Below are 15,562 nucleotides of genomic sequence, written 5' to 3' on the forward strand. Positions count from 1 at the left end.
TGATCAGCCGGGCGGATGTAGCTGATTGCTGGCGCGCTGCCGCCCGGCGGGGGCCGGTTGCTGGCGCAGGCCTTGTAACGCGGTTAACTGCCAGTGGTCGATGGCCCAGTCAATCACGGCCTGGTTGCCGGCGTTTTTCAGCGTTGCCGGCGGTGCCTGTTGCAGCCAGTCGAGTGCCAGCCACAGCGTATTGCCAGAGTCATCGGGCAACAGCGGTTGCGCCAGGTTCTGTTTGCTCAGCTTCTGGCCGTTGGCTTCCAGTGCTACCGGAATATGGGCGTAATGTGGCTGCTGGTAGCCCAGTGCCTGCTGCAGGCAATGCTGGCGGATGGTGGAGTCGATCAGGTCAATGCCGCGTACCACATGGCTGATCTGCTGGTCGGCGTCGTCGACCACTACCGCCAGCTGATACGACCAGGGGCCATCACGGCGTTTCACCACAAAGTCGCCAATGTGCTGTTCCAGTTGTTCGCAATAATGACCCTGTAAGGCGTCATCAAAACAACAGCGGCCGCGGCCGCTGGCAAAACGCCAGGCAAAATCCTGTTGCTGCTGTTGCGCGGCCGGCACGACACAGCGGCCCAGATGCAAACGGCCGGCGAGTTGTTTACGCGAGCAGGCGCAGGGAAACGCCCGTTGTTGTTCAATCAGTTGTTCCAGTGCCTGCTGGTAGGCCGGCTGACGCTGGCTCTGATAACGCACCTCGCCATCCCAGTGCAGCTGATAAGCTTCCAGAATGTGCAGGATCTGACTGGCGGCGCGGGGGTCTTCGCGTGGCGGATCAAGGTCTTCGATACGGACTAACCAGCGGCCCTGATGGCTGCGGGCATCGAGATAACTGGCTAACGCGGCCAGCAAAGAACCAAAATGTAATGCACCGGTGGGGGAGGGAGCAAAACGACCGGTATAAGCAGGAGTGACAGACATAACAGCGGCAAGACACATCGGCAGGGGGAAAGCAGTCCCTGCCGACGGTCAGATCAGAATCAGAGACCCAGTTGTTTCTCTTTGATTTCCGCCAGGGTTTTACAGTCGATACATAAATCGGCGGTTGGGCGGGCTTCCAGACGACGAATGCCGATTTCCACACCACAGGCATCGCAATAGCCGTAGTCGCCGGAGTCAATCAGATCGAGAGTTTTGTCGATCTTCTTAATCAGTTTGCGCTCACGGTCACGGGCACGCAGTTCCAGGTTGAACTCTTCTTCCTGGCTGGCACGATCATTCGGGTCAGCGTAGTTGTTGAGTTCGGTTTGCATGTGCTCTTTGGTGCGATCAACTTCTTCCATCAACTCCTGCTTCCAGTTGCGGAGAATGCTGGTGAAGTGCTCCAGCTGAGCATCGCTCATATATTCTTCACCTTCCGACACCTCGTAAGGGGTGAAGTTGGTCAGAGCAAATTCTTTAATATCTGGCATGGTTATACAGCCTCACCTGGTTAGCCGGACAATCGGCAATTCAAGTCCATGCGCCGGGGGCGCTCCAAATGACAAGCGGGGGAAATTAGCAGATAACACTGGCGGCGCCAACTCTTTATGACGCTAATTTGATTACGGTCCGGTTTACTTCTGGCACAATGCGTCGCCTGCCCGGCGTATTCGTGCAAGATTCCGGGTTTACTGCACAATAATTTCATTGGTTAAAGTAGTCCCTTGGCATGACAGATACAACAAAACGTGGTCAGGAAATACAGCCATTTCAGGTGATGGCGATTCTGGCCGAAGCCCAGGCGCTGGAAGCGGCCGGCCGGGATATTATTCACCTGGAAGTGGGCGAGCCGGATTTTGCCACTGCTGCACCTATGGTGGATGCGGCGGTGGCTGCCATGCGCGCCGGGCAAACCAAATACACACCGTCACTGGGATTGCCGCAACTGCGCGAAAAAATCGCCGGTTATTATCAGCAGCGTTTTGGTGTCAGCATCAGCGCCAGCCGCATTGTTCTGACTCCGGGTGCCTCCGGTGCCTTGTTGTTACTCAGTGCTGCGCGGCTGGAAGTGAATGACCGCATGTTGCTGGCTGATCCGGGTTACCCCTGTAATCGCCATTTTGCCCGTACCTTTGAGGCACACGGTCAGCTGGTGGCCTGTGGCCCGCACAGCAAATATCAGTTAACCCCGGATCATCTGGAGCAACACTGGCAGGCATCTACCAAGGTCGCACTGGTTGCCAGTCCGGCTAATCCGACCGGCACGGTATTAAGCTCCGATGAATTGTCGGCTCTGGCGGCAAAAGTACGCCAGAAGCGTGCGCAGTTTGGCCAGGGTGAGCTGTGGGTGGATGAAATTTATCAGGGGCTGAATTACGGCGCACCGGCGCAAACGGTACTGTCGGTGGCAGATGATGCGGTGGTGTTAAACAGCTTTTCCAAATTTTTTGGCATGACCGGCTGGCGGCTGGGTTGGTGTGTGGTCCCGGAAAGCTGGGTGCCAACTCTGGATACGCTGGCGCAGAACTTTTTTCTGGCACCGCCAACGCCTGCTCAGTTTGCGGCGCTGGCAGCATTTGATGATGAGGCCATGGTTATTTATGAGCAACGCCGCCAGGAGTTACAACAGCGTCGCGACTATCTGCTGGATGCCCTGCCACAGCTGGGCTTTGAGATTCCGGTAGTACCCGAAGGTGCGTTTTATATTTACGCTGACGCCAGTCGCTTCACCGATAACAGTCTGGCGTTTTGTGCCGAAGCGTTACAAGCCACTGGTGTGGCCTTTACTCCGGGGGTGGACTTTGGCGAGTACCAGGCCAACACGCATGTGCGTTTTGCTTTTACTACTGCGCTGCCCCGGCTGAAGCAGGCGGTGGAACGACTGGCAGACTGGCTGGAAACACGAGCGTTATGAAGTATCCACAAGCATTAATTCCGGCCACCTTAATCAAACGTTATAAGCGCTTTCTGGCTGATGTGGAATTAGCGGATGGTGAGCAGATAACGGTTCATTGCCCGAATACCGGATCGATGAAAAACTGTGCTGAACCCGGCTGGCCGGTGTGGTTATCGGATTCCAATAATCCGAAACGTAAATACCGTTACAGCTGGGAATGGGTCGCGGTGCAGGGCCGCTTTAAAGCCTGTATCAACACCGCCCGGGCGAATCAGCTGGTGGCGGAAGCGCTGGCCGGGCAACACATCGCTGAGCTGACGGGCTATGGCGATATTCAGCCGGAGCCAAGAGTCGCCGATGGCCGGCTGGATTTTTTATTGCAGCCAGACAACGCCGGTGTGCCAGCGGCTTATGTGGAAGTTAAAAGTGTCACCCTGCTGGAGCAGGAAACCGGACTGGGCTGTTTCCCGGACGCGGTGACCGAACGCGGCTTAAAACACCTGAAACGTTTATTGGCTTTACATCAGCAGGGCTATCGGGCGGTGTTGTGTTTTTGTGTTTGCCACGAAGGTATTGAATGGGTGCGCCCGGCTGATCATATTGACCCGCAATACGCGGCCACCTTACGTGAGGTCGTGGCGCAAGGGGTGGAGGTGCTGGCCTACCGGGTGACATTCGCCGAGCAATCAATGCGGCTAGATCGTCGTATTGACGTTGAACTGTAAGGACGTATTTAAATTAAGGAATAACGATGAAACGAACTCTGATTGTATTAATTATTGGTGCCCTGCTGGGTGGTGTGGTGGTGTACAACCTGATGAACGATCGTGACCCGTTTGCGAATCCGTTTAAGTCGGATTCGCTGCTCGACCGGGTAAAAGACCGCGGTTCCGATTTACTGGAAGACGGTGCCGATACGCTGCGTGATGGCTTAAACGAACTCAGCGAATAACCTGGGTTACAGCCGGATCTGTAACCGGCCGTCCTGCAGCTGATGTTCCACCACCTTTAAGCGCTGGCCCTGGCAGGGGCCGGCGATGCACAGGCCGGTGTCGATCAAAAACAGCGCGCCATGCATGGCACACTGCACCAGAGTGCCATCGGCGGTCAGAAACTGGTCGTCCTGCCACTCCAGGTTGATGCCCAGGTGTGGGCAACTGTTGTGATAGACATGCAGCTGCTGCCCCTGGCGTACGACAAAAATCGACTGGTCGTTATGCTCAAAGCCCTTACTCTGTCCTTCCTCAATATCGTCGATGTGGCACAATGTCTGCCATTTGTTCATCTGTATGGGTCCTTCTGTTGAGCCAGTCTGCTGTTATTCGCCGCCAGCATATCCTGCCATTAGTGCTGGTGCTACCGCTGTTGTTTGTGTTTTCCGGAGTGGTTACCGGCGGCCAGGATTTTCGCTGGCTGCTGCAATCCGAATCCGGCCAGCTGATTCTGTGGCAGATACGTTTGCCCCGGGTACTGATGGCATTTCTGATTGGTGCTGCGCTGGCCTGGGCCGGGGTATTGATTCAGGGGGTGGTGCGTAATCCGCTGGCGGATCCCGGGCTGATAGGTGTGTCTGGTGGTGCCGCAGTGGCTGCGGCCTTGTTTGTGGTCATCAGTTCCTGGTCGCCGCTGCCGTTCTGGTTGCAGCCGCTGATGGCTTTTGCCGGTGGTTTATTAGCATTGCTGGTGGTAATGCGTATGGGGCTCAGCGGTGCTTCCATGCACGCCATGAGTTTTCTGGTGCTGGCCGGTATTGCGATAAATGTGATGGCCAGTGCTCTGATTGGTTTGTTGTCTTATATGGCCAGCGACAGCGCATTACGCCAGATTACTTTCTGGTCACTGGGCAGTTTGTCCGGCGCTAACTGGTACTGGATTACGGCGTTGGCCGTGGTGCTGAGCGGCGCGCTGCTGTATTGGCCGAAACGACTGCGGCAGCTGGATGCGTTGTTGCTTGGCGAGGTGGAAGCCCGCTCTTTGGGGGTTTCGGTCAATGCCATGCAGTGGCGGGCGGTAATATGGGTGGCGTTGATGGTCGCCATTGCGGTTACCGCCAGTGGTGTGATTGGTTTTGTTGGCCTGATCAGTCCTCATATCGCCCGTTTGTTAACCGGTGCTGCTCACCAGCGGGTATTACCACTGGCGGTGGTGATAGGTGGTTGTTTACTGGTAGCGGCGGATACCCTGGCGCGTACGATCCTGGCACCGGCAGAATTACCCATTGGTATTGTCACCACCTTGTTGGGCGCACCGGTGTTTATCAGTTTGTTGCTGCGCGAAAAACGACGTTTGTCCTGGTGAGGCTGAAATAATGATGACACTCGATCAGCTCGGCCTGAGCAAAGGTAACACGCCGATCCTGCAGAATATCTCAGCCCGGTTACCCGCCGGGCAGCTGACCATGCTGGTAGGGCCCAACGGGGCGGGCAAATCCACTCTGTTATCACTGCTGGCGGGCCTGTCGTTACCGTCGGCCGGCGGTCTGCAATTCGCGGGTGACGATACCCGCCACTGGACGCGGCAGCGCTGGGCTCAACAGGTGACGCTGGTACCACAGCTCAGTCAGATGGGTTTTCCGTTATCGGTGCGTGAAGTGGTGGAGCTGGGTGGGCTGGCCCATGCGACCTCTGTGGTGCAATTGCGTGAGGCCACCCGGCAGGCACTGGCAGACTGGGATATTGGTTATCTGGCCGATAAAGAAGTGCGGTTGTTATCTGGTGGTGAACAACAGCGCACGCAGCTGGCGCGCAGCTGGATTCAGATACAGCAGCCCGGCAGCCGGCTGTGGTTACTGGATGAACCCCTCAGTGCATTGGATCTGCGTCATCAGCGACAGTGTCTGGAGCGGGTACGGCAGCTGCAGGCAAGCGGTAAAAGTATCCTGATGGTGGTACACGATCTGAATCTGGCGCTGCGTTATGCCGATCGGGTGCTTATGTTATGTTGCGGTGAACTGGTGGCGGATGGTCCGCCAGATCAGGTATTAACGGCGGAGCGGGTGTCGCAGGTGTTTCAGGTGGAGACCCGGCTGAGTCAGGGATATCTGCACTGGCTGTAACCGCTTTGTGGTTTTGCTGAGGCCGTATCCGGTGTGCTATCGGGCGGCAAAAAAACGCCCCTCACTCTTTTCAGAGGAGGGGCAAACAACCGTGATTAGCTTGATGAGAGAGATCACCACCGGATGATGAGTCCGGATGCTGAACAGCGGCGTTATTGCTAACGCCGATATGTAAATAATATACATTCTCATTTAAGTTGCAAGCACTAAATAAGAAAAATTCTCAAAAAGATTCAGAATTATTGCGACTTGCTGCCAAAGTCTTCAGTAACCGGGCAGATGATGGCATGACGCCGATAAAAAAACGCCCCTCACTCTTTTCAGAGGAGGGGCAAATAACCGTGATTAGCTTGATGAGAGAGATCACCACCGGATGATGAGTCCGGATGCTGAACATCGTTGCTATCGCTAGCTCCGATATGCAAACGATATTGATTCTCGTTAATGAAATCAAGAACTATTCTCGTTTAATTGCAAAAAAATGGCAGAAACCGCAAAAAGTACCAGACCTGCTGATTTATTGTGCAGCCGCCCAGCATAAAAAAGCCGCAGTGATGCGGCTCTGACGGGCAAACAGCGGTGATGCCTGATTCGGTCAGGATTCACCTTTATCGATCAGTTGCTGATTCATCATCGTAATTCGGCGTGCCAGATTCTCGATCAGGTTGAGTGCCGCTTGTGGCTGGGCTTCGATCAGTGAGGCAAAATCTTCCTGTGGCACCGCCATAATGGTGCAGTTGCTGCTGGCGATGACGGTGGCAGAACGCGGTTCGCCGGTGAATACCGCCATGGCGCCGAACACTTCCTCCTCGCCAATGGTGCCCACGTTTACATCATCGACAAAGACATCGGCCTCCCCCTGAATGATGGTGTAAACCAGGTCGGCGCTGTCGCCCTGGCGGATAATGACATCGCCCGGCTCCAGGTTCTGAAAGCCTGCGGTTGGTCGTGTATCTTCTTTAACTAAATCGGCCAGGTAGTCGAGTAATAACGCATTCTGGCAGATCAGGTAATGGCTCCAGTAGTGCTGGCGGCGCTTATCGGAATACACATGGCGCAGGAAGCGGTCACGGTCGAAAGGAATCAGTTCAACGTATTCATCGGTACGCAGTATCGGGGTCGACATATCGAATGAAGCGGTTACACCAACAATATCGCCTTCTTCAAAGCTGGCCAGATTCTGGCCGTTACGACTGAAATGCAACATGCCATCCTGAATCAGAAACAACTGGTCGCGATCAAATAACTCGTACAGATTTTCCACTGCTTCCAGTGTGATGGCCTGTTGTTCACACGCGAAGTCTTCTAATAATACGTTGGTTAGCTGGCGCAGGCGTTGCAGTAGCTGATTGACGTCCTCGGATGTTTTACCCGGCAGGTACATGGTATTCCCTCGTGGTGCACAGCGGCGTTCATATTGTTTGCTTCAATGTACCCTAATTTTATGTGGGCTTGAATAACACAGCGGCGGATATTTGATGCAGTTCAGGGTTGTAACGTGGTTATTGGCTGGCTGCTTCTTTAAACTGCAGTCTGTTCTCCGATTATTTCACCCGACTTCATGAATCAGCGACTGCCCGGCTTTTTATTAACCTCCTCCTGGGACGATGATCCGGACAGTGGTGAAACCCTGCTGACTTTTTGGTGGAGCACCGGGCAGGGCGCGGTGAAAACCAACATCCGTCAGCCGGCGATTTGTTTTATCCCGCGCAGCTGGCAACAAAAAGCACGCGACATTGCTGCGACTCTGCAATGGCCGGTACGAATCGAGGCTGTGTTGTTGCAGTCGTTTGCCGCCCGGCCAGTCGCAGCCTGTTATTTGCCACATTCCTATGTGTATCGCTGGCGGGATGTACTGGTCGAGCAGGATATTCCCTGCTGGGAAGTGGATATCCGGCCAACTGACCGCTACCTGATGGAGCGCTTTGTATACGGCGCGGCGGAGTTACAAGGCGACTGGCAGACACAGCCGGGTTATGGCCAGCTTAATAACGTGCGTCTGCGGCCGACCCGTTATCAGCCGCAGCTGAAAGCGTTATCGCTCGATATAGAAACCTCTTTCCCGCGTCAGGGAGAGCCCGAGCGGTTATTTTCCATCGGTTTTTATGGCACCGGGTTAGAGCTGGTGATTATGCTGGGGGAGCCGCAACAGTCATCGCCGCAGCTGCAACTGGTAGCGGATGAAGCGGCTTTGCTGCAGCGTCTGGTTGAGGTTATCGCCGATTACGATCCGGATGTGATTATTGGCTGGAATGTTATTCAGTTCGATTTTGCCTTTTTACGGCGCAAATTCCTGCAGCATCAGATTCCGTTTGTGATCGGTCGTGATGGCAGTGAACTCAGCTGGCGTTCCAGTAAACGGAATCCGGAACGGATTTTTCTGCAGATCGCCGGACGGGTGGTGCTGGATGGTATCGCACTACTGAAAAATGCCACCTGGCAGTTTGAAAGTTTTGCTCTGGATGCGGTGGCTGAACACTTTCTCGGTGAAGGAAAACTGCTGCACGGTGATGACCGTGGTGGTGATATTGAACATTTATTTGTGCACGATAAAACCGCGCTGGGCCAATATAACCTGAAAGACTGCGAATTAGTCTGGCGTATATTTGAAAAAGCCGATTTATACAATTTTGCCATTGAACGCAGCCATATGACGGGCTTAACCATGGATCGTATGGGTGGTTCAGTCGCGGCCTTCGAAAACCTGTATTTACCACGGCTGCATCGCCAGGGCTATGTCGCGCCCAATATTGAAGAAGGGTATCACGCTCAGAAAAGCCCGGGTGGTTTTGTTATGAATTCCCGCCCTGGTTTATTTGAACATGTGCTGGTGCTGGATTTTAAAAGCCTGTATCCATCGATTATCCGTACCTTTAAAATTGACCCGATGGGATTAATTGAAGGGCTGAAGGGCCGCTGGCAGGGGGCCGATGAACAACAGCTGGTACCCGGCTTTTTTGCTGCGGTTTTCCATAAAGAAAAAAATGTATTACCGGATCTTATCCGCCAGCTGGGCGAATGGCGTGAGCAGGCGAAGCGTGAAAATAACCAGCCACTGGCGCAAACCATTAAGGTCATTATGGCTTCCTGTTATGGCGTGCTGGGCTCAGAGGGTTGCCGTTTTTACGATACCCGGCTGTCCAGTTCGATTACCAAACGAGGTCATCAGATTATTCAACAAAGCTCTGACTGGATTGAGCAGCAGGGCTATGACGTGATTTATGGCGATACCGACTCGGTCTTTGTCTGGCTGAAAAAAAGTGTTTCAGATCAACAGGCTGATGATATTGGTCAGCAGCTGAGTCAGGGGTTAAACCAATGGTGGCAGCAGCGCCTGCAGCAGGAGTTTGCTCTTCCGAGTTATTTGGAAATGGAGTATGAAACCCATTACCAACGCTTTTTTATGCCGTCCATCCGCGGCGAGGAAACCGGCAGTAAAAAACGTTATGCCGGTATGATCCGTAACCGTAACAGCGCCGAGTTGGAAATGGTATTTAAAGGACTGGAAGCGGTACGTAGCGACTGGACCCCGCTGGCGCGACATTTTCAGAAAGAATTATACCGCCGGGTATTTTATGGCGAACCCTATCAACAATGGGTGAGGGAGCAGGTTCAGGCGCTACTGGCCAGACAGTTGGATGATCAGCTGATTTATCGTAAACGTCTGCGCCGGCCATTGACGGCTTACCAGAAAAATATTCCACCTCATGCTCAGGCCGCCGCTAAGCTGGAGCGCTGGCGTCAACAACAGGGGCTGTTACCACGTTTTGCCGATCGTGGTGGCTGGATTCGTTATTATATCGGCATTAATGGTCCACATCCGGTGGACATACCGGATGTGGTGATTGATTACAGCCATTACCTGGAAAAACAGCTGATGCCGCTGGCCGATGCAATTTTTCATTACACCGGCGAAAATTTTTCTGAGATGGCGGGTCAGCAGCTGTATTTATTCTGACGTATTAACAGGCCCTGGTGCCCTTTAATCACCATCGGAGAAACTTAATCCCAGGCCAATACCGATGCCGTCTTTCAGTTCGCGTTTCATATTGCCGTCGAGCAAACGAAAAGCAGCATAAATATCTGCATTATTACCGTCATTAATGCTGTCTTTGGCGCGTTGAATATTGCTGCGAATAGTGAATAAATAACGCGGGCTGTTTTCTGTCAGCAGTGCAGAAAAGCTGTCCTCGCTATTAGCCTGCCCTTCGACCATGTGTTCTACCGCTGCAACCGATGCCATTAATTGTGGATAAATATTGCCGGAGAGTTGTGCTGCTTTGTCGAGCACCAGGCGTCTAGGGACGTAATCAAAATACTCCTGGGCGGAAACAATCAGTTTTTCTGCAGCCGGAGCGCCATCTTCAGGCGTTTTTATGCTTTCCAGTTCGCCATTAATTAATAAATCACGATAGCTTTTTCCGCTGTTTTTGTAGTTGTTGGTCCAGCCGGACACAATCGACTCTGCCCTTACTGCCAGGCGGTTGCTGTAAATGGAAAGGATGGCACATTTATGACTGTTGGTATAATCGTCAAGAATTTCCGCGGCACTGTTGCTGGCCGTGTTGTGATGCTCAAACAGCAGAATTTCCAGTGCTAACAAGCCTCGTAGCTGATTGCCTTTTTGCTGGAAATCCGCCAGCGTCAGTGCTGTATCTGCATCCATCATGGTGCGAATATCGGCTCTGATGGATTCTGTATTATTGATACCGCGGTGCCTGAGTGCATCAATGTAAATATACTCCGGTTCGACAATATCGTTAATCGTCGGGCCAAAGTTAAAAGGTAATAACCGGTACCAGGCGGTGGATGTCTGTTTCCATTGATTCTGAACCTGGGCAAGGTTGGTTGGGGTTATAGCCGCACAGAAATTCTGCGCAGCGCTGTCCAGCTGAGCGGCCTGTGTATAAAAATTTTCAGCAGCCGGAATAACGCTATGGTCGATAATGCCAGCTACGGCGACGTCCGCCGTTCTTGGTTCTTGATAAGCCGTGTGCTTGCTGCTGGATTCCGAACCACAGGCCAGCAGCATAGCAGCCGCTGCGGCAACGATCAGACTGCGTAAAGAATTTAAACGTGGTTTTGACATGCTTTATTTTACCTAACATTAACCGAGCAGGTTGATTGCCATCATATGGTTGTCCCAGGCCATTGCCGGAAACTCCATGCGTAAGGTTTTATCTTCTATTAATGTGGCAGTGCTAATCTGGCGTATTTTGCCGGCTGAATTGGATAATACAAAATGGCTGCCGTTGTTATTCAGAGCCAGGCCACAGACATCGTGGAAGGCATGATACGCCTGAAGGGAACCATCATCCAGGTGCCAGAACATCGCCAGATCACCTCGTGGACTGGTAAAGGCGGCGATCCGGTGTTGTGAGTCGATCGCCACACTGCCCATATAATCGTGCAGTGCCAGAGTGAGTGTCTCTGGCGCATGCAGCAACTGAATTTCCTGGCCGGGCTTATGAATAGCCGCGAGTGGTACCAGGTGGTTATCACTCATCGCCTGGCGTTGTACCTGCATACCAAACGCGACGCTGCCATCATCGGCGATATCAAAATGGCGGATGCTGGCTTTGTTGTCCGGTACGCGGTGTTCACTGATTAACGTACCATTATGGCTGTCGATATAACTCAACGTCGAACGCATGGTGTCCGGGTTGAGTACCCGACGGCCGGAATCCGGATGGGTTAATAAACCGCCGTTGGCCACCACCAGGGTTTTGCCATCCGGCATCAGACGGATTTCGTGCGGGCCAATGCCATGGCTGGAGAAGTTATCCACCAGCTGCAGCGTACCGCTGTCGCGTACTGTGATACGGCCGTCGCCGCTGTGGTAATTGGATTCTGTGGTAAATAACCATAAGCCATCGGCACTGAACCAGGAATGTCCCTGCATATGATGGTTGGCCGGGCTGTGAAATGTGCGGCTCTGGCCAGTCAGCAGGTTGACTTCCAGCCCGGTTAATCCCGGCCGGCGGGCGCTCATTACCACGATATGAGGTTGTTGCGGGTGCTGACAAATGGCATGGCCACGAAAGCCGGAGGGAATATTCAGTGCCTGATGTTGCTGTGGACTGATGCTGGCCAGCCCGTAGTGTGAATTATCTTTCCCCTGAGCACTGAGCCAGCGTTCATACGGCTGTGGCTGCTGGCGCTGTTTGCCGTACCACAAACCTGAGGTTGCACTGCCGATGCCGCTGGCCGCCAGCAGTGTTAATAAGCGGCGGCGTTGTTGGTCGGGATGGCTGTGTTGGTCGGGATGGCTGTGTTGGCGCGTATTCGGTTTCATTTGTTGTGCTTTAAATCATTCTCAGAATCATAACGATTTTACAAATTCAATCAGCGCCTGTCGTTGTGCCTGATCAAAAGAAACAAACTGTTGCCGGCTGTTACCGGCCTCGCCGCCATGCCAGATAATCGCTTGTTCAATGCTGGTCGCCCGGCCGTCGTGCAGCAGTGCCGTACTGCCATTCACCTGTTGTTGCAGACCGATGCCCCACAGCGGCGCGGTACGCCATTCATTGCCGGAAGCGAGAAAATCCGGACGGCCATCCGCCAGGCCGGGTCCCATATCGTGTAGCAGCAGGTCGGTATAGGGCCAGATGGTTTGCTGGCCCAGATGTGGATTACGCGCGCTGGTGGTGGTGACAAACGATGGCTGATGACACTGCTGACAGCCAGCCTGGTAAAACAGAATGCGGCCTTGTTTAACTGCTGCGTCGTTGACCTTTCGGCGTTTAACCGGCGCCAGATTGCGGCTGAAATTTGCCACCAGCTCTAATAAATCGTCCGCCAGCTCGACGTTCTGTACATCATTGCCATCTGGCGCCTGCTGACAGGCTGTTTGTTGTAGGCTGCAGGGCTGCTCGGGGAATAAGGTGGTGGTGATGCCAACGTCGCCGTTAAAGGCGGCAGCGGCCTGTACTTTGACTGACGGCTTGTTGGCTTTCCAGCCGAACCGCCCGGTCACGGTTTGTTGCTGTTCAGCATCCCAGACGCGGTTGATACGCCCGGAAATGCCATCATTATTCTGGTCCTGCGGGTCTGCCAGTGCCTGCAGATCAGTTTCCTTCACCAGTTCCAGCAACCCAACCCCGTGTAACGGTGGAGCAACCCGTAAACTGGTTAATACATCCTCTCCCAAAGGTCCGTAGCCGAGCTGTTCAAAGCGTAACTGTGGCTGGCGTAACGTTACCTTATGGCCGTCAGGATAAACAAACTCCGTGGTTTGCCAGTCAATAAAGACATACGCTTCCGGAGGCACATCATGCGCCACCTCACCACTTTTAAGTGCGTGGCGTAACTGGTGCGCCAGTGATGTTGATTGCCCCTGAATCTGATCACCATAGACCGGATGGGGAACGACGCCCTGGCGCTGATCAGCCTGGCCCGGAATACTCAGCCGTACCAATGAGCTGAGCATCGGGATCTCACTGTTATCAGGCACAAATCCTTTACCGCCTTTGATATGACACATCAGGCAAGTACGTGAGTTATACAGCGGACCGAGACCATCACGCATGGTCGTGACCGTTGGTGCCTTGACCCAGGGTTGATTAGCCAGTGCTTTTCCGGCGTGAAAATCAGGCTTCTGTTGCTCCGGCATATTGGCGGCCGGTAATTCAAAGCTGGCAAAGGGTTCAGCGGCAACCGTGGTCTGGCCACCCGGGTACTTTTCCGCTTCAACAAAGGCAGGAACGGTCGTTGTTTCCGGAGTGCAGGCCGATAACAGCAATAAGGAAAACACGGCGGCGAACAAAACTTTCATGACTTTTCCCGGTAACAGCATGACGAGAACAGAGGAAATTGGGGGTAAAGATAAAGCAGAAAAGCCGGGCAGAGCCCGGCTTTAAAACGAATGCGTCAGCGCTAACGCATCAGCACTCGCTATCCGGATTCTGGGTGTTACATTCAGAAGCACCCTCATCAACAACGTCACCCAGGCTCAGAGCATCAGCAATATCCTGAATTTTGATGGATTGAGCGAACAAGGCTGCAATCGTCTGACGAACCGGGTTATCGGCTTTGTTTTCGTCGGTGTGGTATTCCGGCATGATCAATACATCAAACGGCTTACCGTCACGGGCAGACTGATCGATTTTGGTATAAGCCGTTTTGGTCGCCTGCAGGGCTGCGTGCATCTCTGCTGCCAGCGCAGAACGCTGAGTATCGGCCAATAAGTCATCCAGGCCATAACCGTTAACCGCGCGGGTGGTGTTGTCATCGGCATCGATATCACCATCCAGATTACTGTCATAGCCTTTGTATTCACCGTAGTAGCTGTTGGCAACACCCAAAGCATTCAGAACCACATCGCGGTGGGTGTTATCAGAGAAGCATGAATGTTCATCTTCCTGAGAGTTACCCGCATAAGCGATTTGCATACGCTCACCGGCCAGCTCACCTTCTGACAAAGTACCCATGCCGGTCAGAATTTCCGCCAGGCGCTGGTTGGCATCAGCCTGGCTGTTGATCGTGGTAAATTTTGTCCGGTAAACAGCACCTTCTGCCCAGCCATCACGCACCTGTTTCAGATCTGCAATCAGTTTATCTACCGCCACTTCCAGGTACTGGTGACGACGATCGGCTTTATCACCTGGTTGCGTTGAAACGAAGTCAGAAACCGGGCGCTGGCCACCCATACTGCCGGTGTTGACGGCTTGATCACGGTCAGTACCGTCAGTGACTGCCTGGTTAGTTGTGTTCAGATCCTGGCCCCATAGCAAGAATTCAATCGCGTGGTAACCGGCAATAACGTCGTGCTCGTCATCTGCTGTAGCAGTGTCGCCCAACAGATCGGCATTGATAGTGATTGTGCTTTGACCAATGATGTTGTTGTCCTGGTTTGCTTCTGCCTGCGCAGCGGTCAGGGCGCCATTACCGTTAACACCTGCCAGGTTAGCCGTGACACCAACCTGATCATCGCCAAAGTCAGTAGTATTTACTTTAACGTAATCGATCAGGGCTTCGCCCAGCGGCCATGCATTGATATCGCCTTCCGGACCGTCTTCATCGCTGTAGTTGGTGGAATCAATCGGGCTGTTACGGAAACGATAGACTTCGGTCTGGCCGTACGGTTCACGGGCTACCAGCCAGGCGGTTTTCGCTGCTGCCAAGGTGTCATCTTTTGGCTCTTCCCTAAAGGCTTTCAACGCTTCTTTCAGTTTGACCGCGGTATCAACAGAATCTGAATAGGCTGCCAGTGCGATATCGGCGTTGGTGTTCAGAACTTTCTGCACCTGTGGGTTGGAATAGCTTTCGTTACTGTCGTTATCGTCGTCACTGCCACAGGCGATCAATAAAGAAGAAGCGGCAATGCAGGCGGCTAACTGGGTCAGTTTCATGATGTTGTTCCTTTCCATAAGTCTGCGAGCGGAGAAACCATGACGTTTTTCCGGGAATAGAGGAGTTGCACTCTATGATAAATGAGAACGATTGGCAATAACTTATAAGAGTGATTGTTTTTATATTCCTTTTCTGGAATGAATCTCATTTGAAGCCCATAAAAAATGTAGTAGTATTGCCCGCTCTTTAACCAGGTGTGAATGTTATGAAGTACCTGATCTCATCTTTTATCCTACCCATCTCTTTGCTGTTAGCAGCTTGTGGCAGTGATAGTGATAACAGCACAGTCCCTTCTCCGTCTGCTTCGCTTGTTTGTAGTAATCAAACATCTG

At 53.1% G+C, this 15,562-nt stretch carries 15 protein-coding genes; 7 read left to right on the top strand and 8 right to left on the bottom strand.

The features are described 5' to 3' along the window. Positions 1-3 precede the first annotated feature (3 nt). Positions 4-927, bottom strand: coding sequence for a tRNA glutamyl-Q(34) synthetase GluQRS (gluQRS, locus tag ACFOMG_RS00400; RefSeq protein WP_376864120.1), 924 nt, complete (start codon positions 925-927; stop codon positions 4-6). A 59-nt stretch (positions 928-986) separates the two neighbouring features. Next, the gene (dksA, locus tag ACFOMG_RS00405; RefSeq protein ID WP_376864121.1) at positions 987-1,418 is read right to left on the bottom strand and encodes an RNA polymerase-binding protein DksA; all 432 of its coding nucleotides are present in this window, start codon (positions 1,416-1,418) and stop codon (positions 987-989) included. Positions 1,419-1,657: 239 nt separating this feature from the next. Between dksA and ACFOMG_RS00410 the strand changes: the two genes are divergently transcribed. The 3 genes from ACFOMG_RS00410 to ACFOMG_RS00420 are packed head-to-tail and all read left to right on the top strand — an operon-like array spanning position 1,658 to position 3,776. Continuing rightward, positions 1,658-2,842: a pyridoxal phosphate-dependent aminotransferase gene (locus tag ACFOMG_RS00410; RefSeq protein ID WP_376864122.1), complete on the top strand. Its 1,185-nt coding sequence runs from the start codon at positions 1,658-1,660 to the stop codon at positions 2,840-2,842. Continuing rightward, positions 2,839-3,549 (top strand): DNA/RNA nuclease SfsA, encoded by a 711-nt coding sequence (sfsA, locus tag ACFOMG_RS00415; protein WP_376864123.1) that lies wholly within the window; start codon positions 2,839-2,841, stop codon positions 3,547-3,549. The genes ACFOMG_RS00410 and sfsA overlap by 4 nt, the downstream gene beginning before the upstream one ends. A gap of 26 nt (positions 3,550-3,575) precedes the next feature. Further along, on the top strand, positions 3,576-3,776 hold the full coding sequence (locus ACFOMG_RS00420) for a hypothetical protein (RefSeq protein WP_376864124.1): 201 nt from the start codon (positions 3,576-3,578) through the stop codon (positions 3,774-3,776). 6 nt (positions 3,777-3,782) lie between these two features. On the opposite strand, the gene ACFOMG_RS00425 is transcribed toward ACFOMG_RS00420, so the two are convergent. Then, positions 3,783-4,109 (bottom strand): Rieske (2Fe-2S) protein, encoded by a 327-nt coding sequence (locus ACFOMG_RS00425; RefSeq protein ID WP_376864125.1) that lies wholly within the window; start codon positions 4,107-4,109, stop codon positions 3,783-3,785. Positions 4,110-4,126: 17 nt separating this feature from the next. Here ACFOMG_RS00425 and ACFOMG_RS00430 point away from each other — a divergent pair, with 17 nt between their 5' ends. The 3 genes from ACFOMG_RS00430 (at position 4,127) to ACFOMG_RS00440 (ending at position 6,445) form a co-directional block, all read left to right on the top strand. Next, on the top strand, positions 4,127-5,122 hold the full coding sequence (locus tag ACFOMG_RS00430; RefSeq protein ID WP_376864126.1) for a FecCD family ABC transporter permease: 996 nt from the start codon (positions 4,127-4,129) through the stop codon (positions 5,120-5,122). A gap of 10 nt (positions 5,123-5,132) precedes the next feature. After that, positions 5,133-5,879, top strand: a complete 747-nt coding sequence (locus tag ACFOMG_RS00435) for an ATP-binding cassette domain-containing protein (protein ID WP_376864127.1) — start codon at positions 5,133-5,135, stop codon at positions 5,877-5,879. 386 nt (positions 5,880-6,265) lie between these two features. After that, positions 6,266-6,445 (top strand): hypothetical protein, encoded by a 180-nt coding sequence (locus tag ACFOMG_RS00440; protein ID WP_376864128.1) that lies wholly within the window; start codon positions 6,266-6,268, stop codon positions 6,443-6,445. A gap of 29 nt (positions 6,446-6,474) precedes the next feature. On the opposite strand, the gene ACFOMG_RS00445 is transcribed toward ACFOMG_RS00440, so the two are convergent. After that, entirely contained in the window at positions 6,475-7,263 is a 789-nt protein-coding gene (locus tag ACFOMG_RS00445) for a Crp/Fnr family transcriptional regulator (RefSeq protein ID WP_376864129.1), read from the bottom strand. A 177-nt stretch (positions 7,264-7,440) separates the two neighbouring features. Between ACFOMG_RS00445 and ACFOMG_RS00450 the strand changes: the two genes are divergently transcribed. Beyond that, positions 7,441-9,837 (top strand): DNA polymerase II, encoded by a 2,397-nt coding sequence (locus ACFOMG_RS00450; protein WP_376864130.1) that lies wholly within the window; start codon positions 7,441-7,443, stop codon positions 9,835-9,837. A gap of 24 nt (positions 9,838-9,861) precedes the next feature. Here the strand turns inward: ACFOMG_RS00450 and ACFOMG_RS00455 are convergent, their stop codons facing one another. The 4 genes from ACFOMG_RS00455 to ACFOMG_RS00470 form a co-directional block, all read right to left on the bottom strand. Next, on the bottom strand, positions 9,862-10,968 hold the full coding sequence (locus tag ACFOMG_RS00455; protein ID WP_376864131.1) for an imelysin family protein: 1,107 nt from the start codon (positions 10,966-10,968) through the stop codon (positions 9,862-9,864). An 18-nt stretch (positions 10,969-10,986) separates the two neighbouring features. Then, positions 10,987-12,174, bottom strand: coding sequence for a DUF1513 domain-containing protein (locus tag ACFOMG_RS00460; protein WP_376864132.1), 1,188 nt, complete (start codon positions 12,172-12,174; stop codon positions 10,987-10,989). A gap of 27 nt (positions 12,175-12,201) precedes the next feature. After that, a complete protein-coding gene (locus ACFOMG_RS00465) occupies positions 12,202-13,653 on the bottom strand; it encodes a di-heme oxidoreductase family protein (RefSeq protein ID WP_376864133.1) in 1,452 nt (483 codons plus the stop codon). Positions 13,654-13,762: 109 nt separating this feature from the next. Then, positions 13,763-15,229 (bottom strand): imelysin family protein, encoded by a 1,467-nt coding sequence (locus ACFOMG_RS00470; RefSeq protein ID WP_376864134.1) that lies wholly within the window; start codon positions 15,227-15,229, stop codon positions 13,763-13,765. Positions 15,230-15,562 lie beyond the last annotated feature (333 nt).

This window comes from Bacterioplanoides pacificum, from assembly GCF_042648445.1.
GTDB classification, from domain to species: domain Bacteria; phylum Pseudomonadota; class Gammaproteobacteria; order Pseudomonadales; family Oceanobacteraceae; genus Bacterioplanoides; species Bacterioplanoides pacificum.

Bases quoted from the DNA above. Each gene is read 5' to 3' on its own strand.
- gluQRS (WP_376864120.1), bottom strand. From the start codon at position 927: ATGTCTGTCACTCCTGCTTATACCGGTCGTTTTGCTCCCTCCCCCACC.
- dksA (WP_376864121.1), bottom strand. From the start codon at position 1,418: ATGCCAGATATTAAAGAATTTGCTCTGACCAACTTCACCCCTTACGAG.
- ACFOMG_RS00410 (WP_376864122.1), top strand. From the start codon at position 1,658: ATGACAGATACAACAAAACGTGGTCAGGAAATACAGCCATTTCAGGTG.
- sfsA (WP_376864123.1), top strand. From the start codon at position 2,839: ATGAAGTATCCACAAGCATTAATTCCGGCCACCTTAATCAAACGTTAT.
- ACFOMG_RS00420 (WP_376864124.1), top strand. From the start codon at position 3,576: ATGAAACGAACTCTGATTGTATTAATTATTGGTGCCCTGCTGGGTGGT.
- ACFOMG_RS00425 (WP_376864125.1), bottom strand. From the start codon at position 4,109: ATGAACAAATGGCAGACATTGTGCCACATCGACGATATTGAGGAAGGA.
- ACFOMG_RS00435 (WP_376864127.1), top strand. From the start codon at position 5,133: ATGATGACACTCGATCAGCTCGGCCTGAGCAAAGGTAACACGCCGATC.
- ACFOMG_RS00440 (WP_376864128.1), top strand. From the start codon at position 6,266: ATGCTGAACATCGTTGCTATCGCTAGCTCCGATATGCAAACGATATTG.
- ACFOMG_RS00445 (WP_376864129.1), bottom strand. From the start codon at position 7,263: ATGTACCTGCCGGGTAAAACATCCGAGGACGTCAATCAGCTACTGCAA.
- ACFOMG_RS00450 (WP_376864130.1), top strand. From the start codon at position 7,441: ATGAATCAGCGACTGCCCGGCTTTTTATTAACCTCCTCCTGGGACGAT.
- ACFOMG_RS00455 (WP_376864131.1), bottom strand. From the start codon at position 10,968: ATGTCAAAACCACGTTTAAATTCTTTACGCAGTCTGATCGTTGCCGCA.
- ACFOMG_RS00460 (WP_376864132.1), bottom strand. From the start codon at position 12,174: ATGAAACCGAATACGCGCCAACACAGCCATCCCGACCAACACAGCCAT.
- ACFOMG_RS00465 (WP_376864133.1), bottom strand. From the start codon at position 13,653: ATGAAAGTTTTGTTCGCCGCCGTGTTTTCCTTATTGCTGTTATCGGCC.
- ACFOMG_RS00470 (WP_376864134.1), bottom strand. From the start codon at position 15,229: ATGAAACTGACCCAGTTAGCCGCCTGCATTGCCGCTTCTTCTTTATTG.